Below are 16,577 nucleotides of genomic sequence, written 5' to 3' on the forward strand. Positions count from 1 at the left end.
GGGCATGTGCTACTCGGTTTGCCTTCGGGGGTGGGGGGTGCGTATGGTGGCAGATCGTTTGATCCCATTTGCCCGGCGCCACCGCAGAGCGCGCCGTGTGGCGCGTACTCTCCTTTGCCGTGGTGGACCGCATCGAGGCGGTCGTATTGCGAATCGCGATTCACGGAGTTGACGGGCGCGTGCCGACGAGAGACTCCGGAAGGTTTCGCATTCGCATGTCCATCATCAGTACCGATCACGTCGTCGTGCCCGAGAACGCCGACACCCCCGAATTCACCGAGACGATCGAGGAGACCGGGGCCGAGGCCGTCCAGGCCGCTCCCGAGATCACCTTCGCCGAGCTCGGCCTGCCCGAGGGCATCGTGCGCAAGCTCGCGCAGAACGGCGTGACCGCCCCCTTCCCGATCCAGGCCGCGACCATCCCGGACGCCCTGGCCGGCAAGGACATCCTCGGCCGGGGCCGCACCGGCTCCGGCAAGACCCTCTCCTTCGGTCTGCCGGCCCTGGCCACGCTGGCCGGCGGCCGCACCGAGAAGCACAAGCCGCGGGCCGTCATCCTGACGCCGACGCGTGAGCTGGCCATGCAGGTGGCCGACGCGCTCCAGCCGTACGGGGACGTCCTCGGGCTGAAGATGAAGGTCGTGTGCGGCGGCACCTCCATGGGCAACCAGATCTACGCCCTGGAACGCGGCGTCGACGTCCTGGTCGCCACCCCGGGCCGGCTGCGCGACATCATCAAGCGCGGCGCCTGCTCCCTGGAGAACGTGCAGATCGCCGTCCTCGACGAGGCCGACCAGATGTCCGACCTGGGCTTCATGCCCGAGGTCACCGAGCTCCTCGACCAGGTGCCGGCGGGCGGTCAGCGGATGCTGTTCTCCGCGACCATGGAGAACGAGATCAAGACCCTCGTCGACCGGTACCTGAACAACCCGGTCAGCCACGAGGTCGACGCCGCCCAGGGCGCCGTGACGACCATGTCGCACCACATCCTGGTCGTGAAGCCCAAGGACAAGGCGCCGGTCACCGCGGCCATCGCCTCCCGCAAGGGCCGCACCATCATCTTCGTCCGCACCCAGCTCGGTGCCGACCGCGTCGCCGAGCAGCTACGCGACTCCGGCGTGAAGGCCGACGCGCTGCACGGCGGCATGACCCAGGGCGCGCGCACCCGCACCCTGGCCGACTTCAAGGACGGGTACGTCAACGTCCTGGTCGCCACCGACGTCGCCGCGCGCGGCATCCACGTCGACGGCATCGACCTGGTCCTGAACGTCGACCCGGCCGGTGACCACAAGGACTACCTGCACCGCGCCGGCCGTACGGCGCGCGCCGGCCGTACTGGCACCGTCGTCTCCCTCTCCCTGCCGCACCAGCGGCGCCAGATCTTCCGGCTGATGGAGGACGCGGGCGTCGACGCCACGCGCCACATCATCCAGGGCGGCGCGGCCTTCGAGCCGGAGGTCGCCGAGATCACCGGTGCCCGGTCGATGACCGAGGTCCAGGCCGAGTCCGCGGGCAACGCGGCGCAGCAGGCCGAGCGCGAGGTCGCCCAGCTCAACAAGGAGCTGGAGCGGGCCCAGCGGCGCGCGACCGAGCTGCGCGAGGAGGCGGACCGGCTGGTCGCCAGGGTCGCGCGGGAGCGCGGTGAGGACCCGGAGGCGGTGCTGGCCGAGGTGGCCGCCACCGCGTCCGAGGCGCAGGTCGAGGTCTCGCTGCCCGAGCAGCCGGGCGCGCGGGACGTGGAGAAGGCCGAGCGGACCGGCGGCAACGGCCGGGACCGCTTCGCCGACCGCGGCGAGCGTTCCTACGACCGTGACCGTGGTGGTCGTTCCTTCGACCGTCGTGACGACCGCGGTGGTGACCGTGGTGGCTTCCGTCGTGACGACCGGGGTGACCGTGGCGGCGACCGTGGCGGACGTTCGTTCGACCGTCGTGACGACCGTGGTGGTCGTTCCTTCGACCGTCGTGACGACCGCGGTGGTGACCGTGGTGGCTTCCGTCGTGACGACCGGGGTGACCGTGGCGGCGACCGCGGCGGACGTTCGTTCGACCGTCGTGACGACCGTGGTGGTCGTTCCTTCGACCGTCGTGACGACCGCGGCGGTGACCGTGGTGGCTTCCGTCGTGACGACCGGGGTGACCGTGGCGGCGACCGTGGCGGACGTTCCTTCGACCGTCGTGACGACCGCGGCGGTGACCGTGGTGGCTTCCGCCGTGACGACCGCGGTGACCGCGGTGGGCACCGCGGCAGCGACCGTCCGTTCAACCGTGACCGTCAGGGCGACCGCCCCGGCAGCGACCGTCCGTTCAACCGTGACCGTCAGGGTGACCGCCCCGGCTTCCGTTCCGGCGGCCACGACCGTCCGTACGGCCGCCGCGACGACCACCGTGGCTCCTCCTTCGGCCGCCGTGACGACAAGCCGCGCTGGAAGCGCAACGGCTGACGTCTGAACGTCTGAACGCGCCGTGGCCTCCACCCCACCGGGTGGAGGCCACGGCGCTTTTTCCCGGGCTGTTCCCGGTCACGAGTGACGCATGTCACGCCCGCCACGGGGGAATTGCTGGGGGCATGACAGATGACGCCAAGGCGAGTGGGCTCTCGGACGAGGAACGGCTGGCCCAGCTCGGCTACACCCAGGTTCTGGCCCGCCGCATGTCGGCGTTCTCCAACTACGCGGTCTCCTTCACCATCATCTCGGTCCTCTCCGGCTGCCTGACCCTCTACCTGTTCGGCATGAACACGGGCGGTCCCGCCGTCATCACGTGGGGCTGGGTCGCCGTCGGCCTGATGACCCTCTTCGTCGGCCTGGCGATGGCCGAGATCTGCTCGGCGTATCCGACGTCGGCGGGCCTGTACTTCTGGGCGCACCGCCTGGCACCGCCCCGTACGGCGGCGGCCTGGGCCTGGTTCACGGGCTGGTTCAACGTGCTGGGCCAGGTCGCGGTGACCGCCGGCATCGACTTCGGCGCCGCGTCCTTCCTCGGCGCCTACCTGAACCTCCAGTTCGGCTTCGAGGTCACACCCGGCCGCACGATCCTCCTCTTCGCGGCCATCCTCGTCCTCCACGGCCTCCTCAACACCTTCGGCGTCCGCATCGTCGGCCTCCTGAACAGCGTCAGCGTCTGGTGGCACGTCATCGGCGTCGCGGTCATCGTCGGCGCGCTGACCTTCGCGCCCGACGACCACCGGTCGGCGTCCTTCGTGTTCGGCGAGTTCGTCAACAACACCGGCTGGGGCAGCGGCGTCTACGTCGTCCTCATCGGCCTGCTGATGGCCCAGTACACCTTCACCGGCTACGACGCCTCCGCCCACATGACGGAGGAGACGCACGACGCGTCCACGGCCGGCCCGAAGGGCATCGTCCGCTCCATCTGGACCTCCTGGATCGCCGGCTTCGTCCTCCTCCTCGGCTTCACCTTCGCCATCCAGTCCTACGAGGGCGCCCTCACCTCCCCGACCGGCGCGCCGCCGGCCCAGATCCTGCTCGACGCGCTGGGGGCGACCGCGGGCAAGCTGCTCCTGCTCGTCGTCATCGGGGCCCAGCTCTTCTGCGGAATGGCGTCGGTGACGGCCAACAGCCGCATGATCTACGCCTTCTCCCGCGACGGCGCGCTGCCCTACTCCCACATCTGGCACACGGTGCACGCGCGCACCCGCACGCCGGTCGCGGCGGTCTGGCTGGCGGCACTGGCCGCGCTGCTCCTCGGCCTGCCCTACCTGATCAACGTCACGGCGTACGCGGCGGTGACCTCCATCGCCGTCATCGGCCTCTACATCGCGTACGTCATCCCGACCCTGCTGCGCGTCCGCAAGGGCGCCGCCTTCGAACGGGGGCCGTGGCATCTGGGCCGCTGGTCGCGGGCGGTGGGCGTGGTGGCGGTGACGTGGGTCGGCGTCATCACGGTCCTGTTCATGCTGCCGCAGGTCTCCCCGGTCACCTGGGAGACCTTCAACTACGCGCCGATCGCCGTCCTGGTCGTCCTCGGCTTCGCCGCGACCTGGTGGCTAGCCTCGGCCCGCCACTGGTTCCTCAACCCCGACCACGAACGCAACCGGGCCCGCGCGACGGCCCGCGCCGAGGCCCCCGAGCCGGTCGATCCGTAGCCACCGCGGCCCAGGACACCGGCTCGACGCGGCCGGGACCCCGATACCCGATCGGCCTCCCGGCCGCGTCGGGCTATGCTCGGTGTGGCAACATCACGCAGCACCGGGCGACAGCCCCCTGGGCCCTTAGCTCAATTGGCAGAGCAGTGGACTTTTAATCCATTGGTTGTGGGTTCGAGTCCCACAGGGCCTACTGGTTGTAGGCGGGGGATATACCCTCTGACCTGCTACGCAGCGTCCGGGTCGGCTTCGGTCGACTCGGGCGCTGACTCGTTTTCGAGCCATTGCGTGAGCGATGCGTGAGCGGATGTGGGCTTGGCCTGCGGATCGGCTGCCGTTTGGGCGGACGGTTCGGCAGCCGCCTGGCGGGACCGGGGGATCAGCTTCGCTGCCTTCTCGGCGATTTCGCGGTCCAGCTCAGGGAGCAGGCTCGTGTACGTGTCCGAGGTCAGCGTGATGGTGGAGTGCCGCAGCGTCTCCTTCACTGCGTGGATGTCGCCGCCGCCTCCGTGCGTGAGCGTCGCGGCGACGTGGCGTAGGTCCCGGAGGGTGATGGGCGGCAGGTCGGTCGTGGCGAGGATGCGGCGGAAGGTCTCGGAGACCGTCTCGGGGTGGAGCCAGGAGCCGTCCTCTTTGGTGAACACCTTGCCGGTGTCCTGCCAGGCGGTGTCCCACTTGGCGCGCTCCTTCTCCTGGCGGGCTTTGTGCTCGCGCAGTTCGGAGATGGTCGTGCTGTCGAGCGCGATCGTGTTCGCGCTGCCGTCCGTCTTGGGCTCGGACTCGTAGGGGTCCCAGCCGTCCACCACGATCTCCTTGGCGGGCGTGATGAGGCCGGCGTCGAGGTCGATCTCGTGCCAGTCCTGGCCGACCGCCTCACCGCGCCGGAGGCCGCGGGTGCCCATGAGGTGGAAGATCGCGTACAGGCGGTCGCCCTCGGCCGCGTCGAGGAAGGCGCCGAACTGCTGGGGCGTCCAGACCATCACCGGGCCGGGGATCTCGCCCGTCTCGCGCCAGCGTCGGACTCGCTTATCGGTCCAGAGAAGTGGCTTCGGGCGCTTGCCGGACTCCAATTCGACGTGGGACGCCGGGTTGAAGGTGATGAGCTGCTGGGCGATCGCTGAGTTCAGGGCCGCGCGCAGGGTGCGGCGGATCGCCTGCCGGGATGCCGGGCCGGTGATCTTCCGGAACGGCTTCATCTCCGCCAGCCTGGCCCGTTCGGCCGCGAGCAGCTTCCGCTCGGCTCCCACGGGTCGTCCGGGCTTGCTCGGCTTGCAGCGGGCGATCTGCTCGCGGCGGGCTTCGTTCTCGGCCGCGATGACCTCGTTGTCGTCGGCAATCCCGTCGAACATCTCCACCAGGTGGCCGACGTTGAGGCGGTCGAGGCGTACGTGCCCGATGCGCGGCTTCAGGTGGACGCGGATGTGGGAGGCGTAGCCGTTGAGCGTGGTCTTGCGGCGCTTCTTCGCGGCGAACCACTGGTCGAGCCACTCGCCGACGGTGAGACTGCCACGGAGGGCCAGGCCCGCCCTGAGGCGGCGTCGGGTCTCCTCGATGGCGGGCAGCGGGGCCTTCTCTGCGGCGACCTCCTCCAGCAGGGCGACGAGGCGCTGGAGGCTGTCGGGGTCATCCTTGTCCGCCAGGGCGAGAAGAGCGCGGACGTGGTCGAGGTCGGCCTGAGCCGTCTTCAGGGAGTCGTAGCCGGCGCGGTTGAAGGAGCGGCGGGTGCCGTCTTCGCGGGGTGGGAGTTCCTGGCGTATGGAGTACGAGCCGTGCTTGCGGCTGGAGAGTTTCGGGCACTTCTTGCCGAGCGGCTTGCCGGTGTGGGGGTCGCGGCAGTAGCAGCGGCGGTGGGTGGAACCCTTCAAACGCGTTCCTCCGGGGTGGTGTTGGGGTCGGGTTCGGGTGGGTCGACGTCGCTCAGGGCGAGTGGCAGGTGGGGTGGGATGGCGCCCTCCTCGCGGATGTCGCGGCGGAGGTGGCGGAGGTTGTACTTGGCGGAGATGGCCTCGTCGGCGTACTTGGCCTGCTTGCGCTCGGCCTCTTCCTGCTGAGCGCGGTTGCCTGCTGTCCTGGCTGCGAACCGCGCCCGTTCTTCCTCTTCAAGGGCGGCCAGGGCGGTGCGTACGAGGCTGTCGTGCGCTTCGAAGTCGGGGACCAGGCCCGCGTCATACGAGGGCATGTCCTCGTCGCCGGTGAAGCGCCGAAGGGCGTCCCAGGTGGGCACGAGGTGCTGGAAGGGAAGCTCTTGGGTCCGTTCGACGTAGCCGACCGGGAAGATCAGGCAGACCGGGTACGTCTCCAGGGCGGCGGCCAGGACCATGACGTCCACGAGGGGGAGGTTGGCCCGGCGGCCGGACTCCATGTTGGCGATCACGTTGCGCGGGATGGGATACCCGAGCCGCTCGCACCGGTCGGCCAGGTCCTGCGCGCTCCATCCCATCTCCTTCCTTCTCCGGCGGACTTCGCCGGCCACGTTGGCCTTGACCCGGTCCTCCCACTCGGGAACGTCGTCCTCTTCATCATCGAAACAGCGTTGTGTCATGAAGACACATTAGCTTGGTCATCCTGGTAGGTAGACGCCTGGAGCCGAACGTGATGACCGCGTTCGCCGAGGGCTGTACCGAAAGGGGCGCGCTGCATGCGCGATGACGCGACCGCGGGACGATCGACGAGTTCGAAGGGGATGAGCCGGGAGGAGCTGCTCGCCCTCCCCGTGTCAGTTGACCTGGACACGAGCAACCGAGCTCTGGGGCTCGGGCGGAGCAAGGGGTATGAGCTGGCGAAGCGTGGCGAGTACCCGTGCAAGGTGCTGCGGCTCGGCAATGCCTATCGGGTGGTGACCGCGAATCTGCTGGAACTGCTCGGGCTGGCCGCGTGAAGGGTCGGCAGCGTAGCAAACCATTCTGCGCTGAGCTGACACAGAAACGCTGGACTGTTGGCGGACATGGACGTACGGTCCGTGTTCCCTCGCGGTGGCCTGGCGCCCGCGAGAACGGGAGGGGCCCCCGGCGGTGCAACGCCGGAGGCCCCAGCAACCCCGTACGGCCCGTGAAGTACCAACCCGGCGGCAAGGGCGTGCAAGCCCGCAGCCGCCAGACGAGGAGCTGCTCCATGGAACATGCGGGAGCCGAGCACTATTCCGACTCCAACACGCCTTCGTGGCCGCCGGTCGCTGTCCCCGGCCAGCCAGTTGACGGCACGGCATCGCCTTCGCCGAAGGCACCTGCCAGCCCAGTTGAGGCGCCGACCGCGTCGCCCGACTCCGAGGGCGCGGAGCTCTTGGTCGGCCTGCGGGCGCAGATCAAGCGGTACGTGGCAATGCCGGGTGAGGAGGCTCTCACCGCGGTCACGCTGTGGATCGCGGCTACGCATTTGCAGCGGGCGTGGCAGCATGCGCCGCGTCTGGCGATCGTGGCTCCGGAGAAGCGGTGCGGCAAGTCACGGCTGCTGGACGTGGTGACCGAGACCGTCCGCAACCCGCTGATCACGGTCAACGCCAGCGCGGCGGCTATCTTCCGCTCGATCGACGACGAGGACCCGCCGGCTCTCCTGGTCGACGAGGCCGACACCCTCTTCAGCACCGTCAAGGCGGCGGAGAAGAACGAGGAGGTGCGCGGCCTGATCAACGCCGGCCACCAGCGCAACCGGCCCACGCTGCGGGTGACCGGGCCCGAGCACAAGCCCACCGCGTTCCCCACCTTCGCCATGGCGGCGCTCGCCGGGATCGGTGATCTGCCGGACACGGTGATGGACCGGTCGGTGGTCATCCGGATGCGGCGCCGCGCGGACGGCGAGGAGGTGGCGCACTTCCGCACCCACCGCGACACCCCTGCCCTGCACACGATCCGTGACCGGCTCACCGCCTGGCTCCAGCCGCTGTACGCCCAGGCGTTGGAGATGGAGCCGGCCATGCCGGTCGAGGACCGCGCGGCCGACACCTGGGAACCTCTGGTGGTCATCGCTGACCTCGCCGGGGGCGAGTGGCCCGCACTCGCCCGCACCGCCTGCCGCGTCATGACCGACTACGAGGCCGGGCAGGACGAGGAAGGCGGCCTGCGCACCCGCCTCCTGGTCGGCATCCGCCGGGCCTTCGCTGCCGAGAACGACCCGGCGGTCCTGGGCACGAAGCGCCTGCTGGAAGCCCTCAACGCGGACAAGGAGGCGCCGTGGGCCGAGTACGGCCCCAACGGGCTGACCCCGCGTGGCCTCCAACTGCTGCTGAAGCCCTACGGCATCAGCTCGGCCAACCGCCGCTTCCCCGACGGCACCCAGGCCAAGGGCTTCGCCCGCAACCAATTCCTCGACACTTGGGCGCGCTACTGCCCTGAACCGGCTCCGGCGGCCGAGCCCGCACAGCCGTCGGCCGAGCCCCTTCCCGGCTCCGCGGCCTGACCCGCGCCGACTCGTCGCACTCGTCCCCGCGCAGGTCAGCGCGGGGACGAGTGAACGGCCCGCAACGAGTCATCTCGACATCGCCAGCCCACTCGTACCTGCTCTGACCAGGCATGCGACGAGTGGTACGAGACACCACACCTCACGGCGGCCACACCTCGCCCTCCCCTGCCCCGAGGCCGCCGCCCCCAAGCCCACTTGGAGTACCCCGCTTGTCTGCCCGCATCACCGCCACCGCCGCGATTCGCGTCGGCATCGCCCTGCTCGCCATTTTCGCCTTCGCCCTGTCCTACGACGCCCTGCGCCAGATGGCCGTCGCCATCCACATCCGCGGGCTTCTCACCTATGTCTTTCCGCTTGTGATCGACGGGTTCATCGCCATCGGCGTGGGAGCCCTCGTGATGCTGCGCGCCGCCTCGACATGGTCCCGCGTGTACGTATGGACACTCGTCGGCGCCGCAACCGTGACGAGTATCTGGGCCAACGCCCTGCACGCCGTCCGCCTCAACCAGCAGACCCGCCAGGGCGATGGCCTCCGCCTCGACGACTTCACAGTCGGCGGCTTGTCCGCCATCGCTCCGCTCGCCTTGGCCGGCGCGGTCCATCTCTCCATCGTCGTCCACCGCCAGCCCACTGCTCGCGGCCCCGCCGATGTGGCGCGGGGTGCCGCCGACGTGGCGCCGGATACCGCCGAAGTGGCTGAGGGCCCGCAATCCTCCGTCGAACCGCAGGATCACGAGCCCAGCCATATCTCTCCCGAACGGCTCGCCCTCGCGCGCACCGCGCCACTGGGACGCAACGGGCGTGCTTCCCGCCGCCACATCGAAGCCACCTTCCGCAGCAGGGACTTGACCATCGGAAGGACGGAGGCGGACAAGCTCAAGGACATCCTGCAGGCCGAACTCGACGAAGCCGTTTCCCCGCAGCAGAGGGAGCCCGAAACGGCCTCCGCCAGCGCCGTCTGACCTCTTCGCTGGTGCCGATCGCCCCGCCGCCCTACCGGGCTCGCCCTGTATCCCCGTGCAGCCGAGCATGGGGGCACAGGGGCGGCGCACGGCGAAGCATCCGACCCCAAACAACCTTCGGAGACCGCCCCATGCACGACCCGTACCACGAACTCCCGATCTCCGAGCAGGAGATGGCCACCGGCCTGAACAGCGCAGCAAGGTATCCCGTTGGACCGTCCAAGGGCCGGTCCAACGGGGGTCCCTCCGCCCCAGGGGTGGCGGAGGGGCTCGGGCACCAGGAGGTGCCCGAGGAGGACAAGCTCGTCGAGACCCCCGCCGTTCCGTTGCCGCGAGCCACCGATGCTGCCGCGCTGCACCGCGTCGCCCGCCGCCGTCAGCACGAACCCGTCCAGCGCAAAGAGCGCGTCGACGTGCGCTACAGCGCCGAAGAGAAGACCGCGATCCTCGCCAAGGCGCGGTCCCTGAACATCGCCGGCGCCCACTACGTCGGCGCCGTCGTCATGGCCCACCTCCACGGCGACCTCGCGCTGTCCGGCCAGCGCACCCCACTGGACGACTACATCGACGAACTGACCGCCCTGCGCCGCGAGGTCGCCAGGATCGGCCACAACATCAATCAGATCGCCAAGAAGCTCCACTCCGGCGGCCATCCACACCCTGGGGACAGCGCCATGCTGGCCCAGGTTGAACCCGCCTTGGACGCAGTAGGCGCCACCGTCCGCCACATCGCGTCCGCCGCGAACCAGGCCGTCGCCAAGAAGCGCGCTCGATGATCGCGAAGATCAGCGGAGGCAAGGACACAGCCGGTCTGATCCGGTACCTGTTCGACACCAAGAAGGCTAAGGACCACACCGACCCCCACCTGGTCGCCTCATGGGACGGCTTCGCCCCCGACCCCGGCCGCACCGACGACTTCGACGCCACGAAGAGGCTCCTCGTGGCCGACCTCGACCTGCACGTCAAACAGGCCAGGCGTCTCGGCCGCACCCCCGAGAAGCACACGTGGCACTGCTCGATCCGAGCCGCCGAGAGCGACCGCCACCTCAGCGACGAGGAGTGGGCCGACATCGCCCGCCGCGTCGTCGCCGCCACCGGCATCGCACCCGACGGAGATCCGGACGGCTGCCGATGGGTCGCAGTCCGCCATGCCCCCGACCACATCCACATTGCCGCCACCAAGGTCCGCGCCGACCTGCGTACGGCCCGCCACTGGAACGACTACCTCACCGCCGATCGCGAACTCGCCGCCATCGAGAAGGAATACGACCTCTTCCAAGTCATCCGCGGTGACCGCACCGCCGCCGCACGCCCCACCCGCGCCGAACAGGAGAAGGCCCGCCGCGCCGGCCACGACACGACCGCCCGCGAACGCCTGCGCGCCACCGTCCGTACTGCTGTGGCCGCCGCCTCCACCATCGAGGAGTTCGTCAGCCTGCTCAGCCACCTCGACGGCGTGCTCGTCGAGGTCGTGCACTTCCCCTCAGGGGACGTACGCGGATACAAGGTCGCCGTCGCCGACGACGCCCAAGGTCCCATTTGGTACTCCGGCTCCAAACTCGCCCCGGACCTGTCTCTCCCCAAGATCCAAGAACGCCTGGCGGCCATGGGGCCGCAGCCCATTGACCAGTCGGGTAGGCGCAGGCCCAACCCCTGGTACCAGGCGACAGCCGCCGCCGAACGCATTGCCCACCACCTGGATCAACCTGACGACGGAGCCTCTCAGGCCCATCTGGCCGCTTTCGGTGAAGCCCTCGACGCCGTTGTCCTTGTCACGCCCCAAGCCGTGCGACCTCAACTCCGAGAAGCAGCAACCGCGTTCGAGCGCGCCACCCGCTCCCGCATCCACGCCGAACACCACCACGCCCGGGCCCTGCGCGGCGCCGTACGAGCAATGCTCCGCGAACCTGCGCCCAAAGACGGAGCCGTCCTGGCGATGTTCCTCGACGCCGCGGTCCTCGTCGTCATCGCCGCCGCTCGCTGGCACCAGCTCCACCATCACGATCAGCAAGTCGCTGCCGCGCGCGAGACGCTGCTCCATCTCCAAGCCGCCTACGGCCAGGCCGCAGCCGCCCCCTTGGCCGCTCTCGCGCAACGCCGACCGCCCCAGCAGACCGTGGATCGGCACGTTCGGCACCTGCGCCAGGCTGTGCCCAACCATGCCGAGCAGATCGTCGAAGACCCCGCCTTCGGCGCTCTCACCGCTGCCCTCGCCGAGGCCGAGGCAGTGGGCCACGATCCGCAGCAGCTCCTCCAACAGGCTGCCGATCAACGCGCCCTTGACGATGCCGACTCTCCCGCACGAGTCCTGACTTGGCGTATTCAACGCCTCGGCGCACGGCCAGCCCCCAGCGCACGAGCCCGTGCAGCGCAGGCTCGCAGCCGAGCACAGAGCCCCCACGCTCCGGTACACGTGGCAGCCACCCCCACAACCTTGCTGCCTCCGCGGACACGGCGGCGCTGACAACATCCCGCGAACAGCCTGGGCTTGACAGTGCTCTGTGACGCGAAACCAGTCGACGGCATGCCCCTGACATGTGGGGAGCGACAAGCTCAGCCCGGGGCGGACGTAGCACAGGTTCCCGCTGCGCCATAAATAGGCGAGGCGGTCAGCTGGATCGTGGGACCATGAATGGGGAGCAAGAACGACGAGGGGGCGGGGATGACGATCAAGCGTGGCCGAAAGGGTGAGCTGGGGCTCGAGGTGCTGCCGCTGGTTCATATGGCCTTGCCGGAGCCGGATGGGCAGACCCTCCTTCGGGATCGGCATCCAGAAACTATGGCTGCTATTGGGCATGCACTCCGAGCCTCGCTGGACAATATCTCTCGATTGCAGGGACAGCAGGCCCAGTACGCCTTCGAAGCCGTGGTTGTCGCCCTCGGCGGTGTTCGCTTGATCAAGACGGAAGACTCCGGCTCTTACTACTTCGATGACGCCGACGGTGAGCTCCGACCCCCCGATTTTCGGATTATTCTCCGCGACGGAACCGTGCTTCTTGTCGAGGTGAAGCTCGTGCCACCTGGCAAGGAGAAGAAAGTCAAAGTGCGAGCCAAGGACATGGAGGCGACGGAGGCATACGCCCGTGCCACCGGCGGGCGCTTGCTGTACGCGCACTATTGGAGTGGACCGAATCTATGGACGCTGGTTCCCCCATCCGCCTTCCAGCGAGACGTTGGGCAACAACGACTTACAGTGTCTGCCGCCATGATGGCGAACGAGATGGGCATCCTCGGTGACGCTTTTCTGGGCGGAAAGCCACCCTTGACCGTATCTGTATTGATGGATACAGGCATGGAAAAGTCGGTCGAAGCCGAGGATGAGAGCGATCAGCGACTCATGACAACGGCTGGGGTGGAGCTGTCGAGCGCCGGAAAGGTGATCAAGGATCCGGCGGAACTGAAACTGGCGTGGTTTCTGGCGTGGCACAGCGGTTGGATACCGACACAGAGGGCGCAGTTCGACAGTCTCGGCCGAGTCGCAAGGATCAACTACGACTTCGCTCCGGACGTCGACAAAGACCAAATGCGGGAGATTGCCAAACAGGGGTTTGCCTTCTTCGGAGCGCTCAGCACCCTCTACACGGCGCGGTTCCGGCGAGCTACAACCACAGATGGGGGCGATATCAGGGCACTGAGCGAGGAGCCTCGGCCTGCCCTCATGGCCCAACTGGTACCCGAGGATTATTGGGAGCAAGACCGAATTCTCGGGCTTTGGAAATTCAACCTCAAACCGCAGTAAAGAAATCTGTTAAACCACCGCCTGTTCTGCACGAGGGCACCCGGGTCCGTACGCTCATCACGCCCTCCCCGGAAGGATTTTACTTCCAGGACCGGAGGGCTGTTCGAGGCTTCCCCGGATCACGCTGTCGCTGGCTCGCAGAGCCGCCGCCAGTTCTCGTTGCAGCTCGTCCGGGAGTATCCCTGCGTCGAGGGCGCAGGTGCGCACCAGCGCGCGACAGTCCTGCACTTGCCGGGCCGTGGCGATCTCGGTGAACAGAGGGTGAGCCAAGTTCTCGCGGGCTGCGTAGCCGTCCTCGGCGTCCGTCGTCCTGCGGTGGAGGTCCTCGACGATGCGGTGCGCGGCGAGTGCCTCGGCGGACCCGATCGCGTCGAGGACGGTGAGTCCGAGGCGGATGTCGAACACGGTCATCCCGGGTTCGGCCTTCCGTCCGGAGTAGGCCGTCACCAGGGCGGCCAGGTGGCCGTCGATCGACTGCCCGGCGTCGCGGCGGCACAGAACGGTCAGGCACGCCGTGACGGCTTGTTCCCACGGGTCGCCGGGCATCGTGTCGGCGAGGAGACCAGCCGCCCCTGCCGTGTCGTTCGCAACGAGGGCGGCGAGTACGGCGACCTGCCGACCGTCGAGCATCCGCTGGCCGATGCCATGGTGGGCTTCGATGTGCACAAGCGCCTCGGCCCAGCGCCCCTCGGTGGTGAGGGTGCGCGTGCCGTCAGCGAGGAGGACGCGCCACAGCCACGCGCGAACTTCCTGACGGTCTTCGCTGGCCGCTGTGAGGTCCGCAGGGACGTTGACGCCCTCGAACCGGGCGGCTGTGCCCGTCTCGACGGCCTTGTACAGGTCGAGGAGTCGCTGGCGCCCCTCATCGGCGTGGCCGGCGCGGATCTGGAGGCGGGCGAGGTTGACGACCGGTTCCAGTCCTCGGATCGCGCTCATGCCGGGCAGGGGGCAGGCGTGGAGGTAGGCGGCGGCGTGCTGATGACACATCTCGCGGGCGAGGTCGGGGAGGGCAAGGTCGGAGGCGATGAGCGCGGCCTGGTTGTAGACGGCCGATGCGAGACCCTGGTCGGCCTTCTTCACCGCGGTGTCGGCCAGGTCGACGAGTGCGCGTACGCGTTCAGGCAGGGGCAGATAGGCGGGGCGGAATCGGGCGACGAGCGGGAAGCGCTGGGCTGTGAGGCCGTGCGGGTCCATGAATCCCCCGGGTCGAGAGTGAGGACTGCTGAGGCGGCGGTGCCCACCAGTCGTGTGCCGACGGGCACCGTCCGCTAGGGGTGGGGCGTCATCGCCAGTCGACGACGATGCGGTTCAGCGGGGTGTCGAGGGCGAAGCGACCGGGGCGCTGCTCGATCTCGGGGGCGTCAAGGGGCTGGATCTCGAACGTGGCCTCACGGTCGCGGTAGTCGCGATCCCAGGTGCGGATGGCGTCGGCGACCCTCGCGACCAGTTCGTCACTGCCGGGGCCGTGGCCGATGACGCCGAACTCCCAGAGCTTGTCGCCCTCGGGGGTCTTCTCCTTCGACAGGCGCCGGGCGAGGTAGGTGACGGCGCCCTTGTCGACGACTGCGGTCGACGAGGGGTAGGGGTCCTCGGTGAGCAGGGTGCCCTTGGCGCTCTGGGGGAACAGCATCCGGACAAGGCCGGAGGGGAGGGAGCAGGTGACAAACAGTTCCATCCACTCCGGTGACTCCATGGCGCGGACCGTCATGCCCGTCCACTCCTCGGTGCGCGGCTGGTCAAGCACGCCTGCGAGGGCATCTGCGTCGATGCTGAGCCCGGCGGGGGCCTGGAGTCGTACGGTGCCATCCGTGCTGAGCGGGATCACTCGGCGGTCGTCGTCGGCGATGCCCCGCCGAAGCGGCATGAAGGTGTTCATCTCACTGCCGAGGGACACCCACCGGCCGTCACGCTGCTCGTAGGCGATGGAGCGGGACACCGTGCCCTTGAGGCGTTGGGGCACGAGGAGTCGGCCGCCGGGGGCGAGCTGCTGCAGCCAGGCGTGCGGTACGCCGTGCGCGCCGACGGTGGCGATGATCCGGTCGTACGGCGCTGTTTCGGCGTAGCCGAGTGCCCCGTCGCGGGTCACGGCCTCGGCGTTGGTGACTCCGGCGGCGGCGAGATGCGTGCGGGCGCCTTCCACGAGGTCGTCGTCGACGTCGAGGGTGGTCACGTGTCCGTTCTCGCCGACCAGGTGGGCGAGGAGACCGGCGTTGTATCCGGTGCCGGCGCCGAGTTCGAGGATGCGTTCGCCGGGCTGGGCTTCGAGCTGGTCCAGCATGAGGGCGACGACGCCGGGCTGGGAGGCGCAGGAGATGGACGTGCCGTCGGTGTCGTACTTGATGTGCACCGGTGCGTTGGCGTAGGCGTCTTCGAGTGACGCCTCGGGCACGAACACGTGGCGGGGCACGGTCCGCAGCGCGGTCTCGACGGCGGACGTGCGGGCGTGTCCGTCCGCGCGGAGCTGGTCGACCAGGGCGTTGCGGAGGCGCTCGGCGTCCGCCGTGGGGGTGGTGATCGTGTCGGTGTTCACCGCGCTGACGCTATCGATGTCGGCCGTTGCCTCGGTGGGCGATGCGGTGTGGTCACTCGTTCCCATGACTACCTCTCGTGCGATGTGGGACAGGGCGCTCTGGTCGTTCCGGAGGAGACCGGCGCGGTTGGCGTGGAAGATCACGTGGTGGGCGATGACGGCTCGCAGGCCGCGGGTGAGGGTGCCGCGGGCTGCGAGGTCGGCGAGCGTGGCGCCGGTCCGCTCGAAGGCGGTCACCCATTCCTTGTGCGCGTGGAGTGGGCTGCCCGGGTGGCAGAGGTTGTGGGCGTCGGCGGTCATGAGCTTGCGCATGGGCGGGGCCAGTTCGGCGGCTCGTTCGGGTGGTGGTGGATTGGTGGCTGGTCGAAGGGCTGCGACTTTCGCCCATACGTCGCCCTGTTCGAACCAGTCGAGTCCGGCGCCGCGCATCAGGGCGCTCGCCAGCAGGACGGCGGTTTCCCGGCGTCCCAGGTGCATCGGGCTCGGCTGGTAGGTGAGCAGGTGGCGGGAGTCGCTGTGGAACAGTTCGTGGGCTGCGGCCATGGCCTCCGTGCCGCCGAACGCGTCGGTCTCGGGCTCGTAGACGCAGGGCAGGCACGACATGGCCACGCCGTCGTCGATGAGGTCGCTCAGGAGAGACTCGATGGCCGGGGAGGGCTTGTCCGCGAGGTAACGCAGCGGCCAGGGCTGCTTGTTCATGAACCACCAGCCGGTGAGCTGCCCGTCGGCCTCGGCCTCGATCAGAGCGGGGCCGAGGCGTTCGGCGATGGTGTGCCGGGCAGTCTCGCGGTCGCCGAAGGTGATGTTGTGCTGCTGCCAGCGGTCGGGAGGCATAGAGGTCCTTCGGTC

At 69.1% G+C, this 16,577-nt stretch carries 12 protein-coding genes and 1 tRNA gene; 9 read left to right on the plus strand and 4 right to left on the minus strand.

What is annotated here, in order from left to right; genetic code table 11:
* The first annotated feature begins 215 nt into the window (after positions 1 to 215).
* From B1H29_RS19570 to B1H29_RS19580, 3 genes are all read left to right on the plus strand, one after another.
* Positions 216 to 2,441 carry a DEAD/DEAH box helicase gene (locus tag B1H29_RS19570; RefSeq protein WP_055421980.1) on the plus strand — a complete coding sequence of 742 codons (2,226 nt, stop codon included), beginning with the start codon at positions 216 to 218 and terminating at the stop codon, positions 2,439 to 2,441.
* Positions 2,442 to 2,566: 125 nt separating this feature from the next.
* Positions 2,567 to 4,102: an amino acid permease gene (locus tag B1H29_RS19575; protein ID WP_055421979.1), complete on the plus strand. Its 1,536-nt coding sequence runs from the start codon at positions 2,567 to 2,569 to the stop codon at positions 4,100 to 4,102.
* Between the two features lie 120 nt (positions 4,103 to 4,222).
* Positions 4,223 to 4,295 (plus strand) — tRNA-Lys (locus tag B1H29_RS19580).
* Between the two features lie 34 nt (positions 4,296 to 4,329).
* On the opposite strand, the gene B1H29_RS19585 is transcribed toward B1H29_RS19580, so the two are convergent.
* Positions 4,330 to 5,967: a site-specific integrase gene (locus tag B1H29_RS19585; protein ID WP_055421978.1), complete on the minus strand. Its 1,638-nt coding sequence runs from the start codon at positions 5,965 to 5,967 to the stop codon at positions 4,330 to 4,332.
* Positions 5,964 to 6,644, minus strand: a complete 681-nt coding sequence (locus B1H29_RS19590; protein WP_055421977.1) for a helix-turn-helix domain-containing protein — start codon at positions 6,642 to 6,644, stop codon at positions 5,964 to 5,966. The genes B1H29_RS19585 and B1H29_RS19590 overlap by 4 nt, the downstream gene beginning before the upstream one ends.
* Positions 6,645 to 6,740: 96 nt before the next feature.
* On the opposite strand from B1H29_RS19590, the gene B1H29_RS19595 reads away from it, so the two are divergent.
* The 6 genes from B1H29_RS19595 (at position 6,741) to B1H29_RS19620 (ending at position 13,198) form a co-directional block, all read left to right on the plus strand.
* The gene (locus B1H29_RS19595) at positions 6,741 to 6,980 is read left to right on the plus strand and encodes a hypothetical protein (protein ID WP_055421976.1); all 240 of its coding nucleotides are present in this window, start codon (positions 6,741 to 6,743) and stop codon (positions 6,978 to 6,980) included.
* 233 nt (positions 6,981 to 7,213) lie between these two features.
* On the plus strand, positions 7,214 to 8,494 hold the full coding sequence (locus B1H29_RS19600; protein WP_167392545.1) for a DUF3631 domain-containing protein: 1,281 nt from the start codon (positions 7,214 to 7,216) through the stop codon (positions 8,492 to 8,494).
* A 212-nt stretch (positions 8,495 to 8,706) separates the two neighbouring features.
* Positions 8,707 to 9,459: a DUF2637 domain-containing protein gene (locus B1H29_RS19605; RefSeq protein WP_055421975.1), complete on the plus strand. Its 753-nt coding sequence runs from the start codon at positions 8,707 to 8,709 to the stop codon at positions 9,457 to 9,459.
* A gap of 131 nt (positions 9,460 to 9,590) precedes the next feature.
* Positions 9,591 to 10,235: a plasmid mobilization relaxosome protein MobC gene (mobC, locus tag B1H29_RS19610; protein ID WP_055421974.1), complete on the plus strand. Its 645-nt coding sequence runs from the start codon at positions 9,591 to 9,593 to the stop codon at positions 10,233 to 10,235.
* Positions 10,232 to 11,923: a relaxase/mobilization nuclease domain-containing protein gene (locus B1H29_RS19615; protein ID WP_079160322.1), complete on the plus strand. Its 1,692-nt coding sequence runs from the start codon at positions 10,232 to 10,234 to the stop codon at positions 11,921 to 11,923. The genes mobC and B1H29_RS19615 overlap by 4 nt, the downstream gene beginning before the upstream one ends.
* Positions 11,924 to 12,121: 198 nt before the next feature.
* On the plus strand, positions 12,122 to 13,198 hold the full coding sequence (locus B1H29_RS19620; RefSeq protein WP_159027839.1) for a hypothetical protein: 1,077 nt from the start codon (positions 12,122 to 12,124) through the stop codon (positions 13,196 to 13,198).
* 57 nt (positions 13,199 to 13,255) lie between these two features.
* Here B1H29_RS19620 and B1H29_RS19625 read toward each other — a convergent pair whose 3' ends face one another.
* Both B1H29_RS19625 and fxlM read right to left on the minus strand, forming a co-directional pair.
* Positions 13,256 to 14,392 carry a hypothetical protein gene (locus B1H29_RS19625; protein ID WP_079160323.1) on the minus strand — a complete coding sequence of 379 codons (1,137 nt, stop codon included), beginning with the start codon at positions 14,390 to 14,392 and terminating at the stop codon, positions 13,256 to 13,258.
* 88 nt (positions 14,393 to 14,480) lie between these two features.
* The gene (fxlM, locus tag B1H29_RS19630; protein ID WP_055421970.1) at positions 14,481 to 16,562 is read right to left on the minus strand and encodes a methyltransferase, FxLD system; all 2,082 of its coding nucleotides are present in this window, start codon (positions 16,560 to 16,562) and stop codon (positions 14,481 to 14,483) included.
* Between the last annotated feature and the right edge of the window lie 15 nt (positions 16,563 to 16,577).

It is taken from the genome of Streptomyces pactum (assembly GCF_002005225.1).
GTDB lineage: Bacteria > Actinomycetota > Actinomycetes > Streptomycetales > Streptomycetaceae > Streptomyces > Streptomyces pactum_A.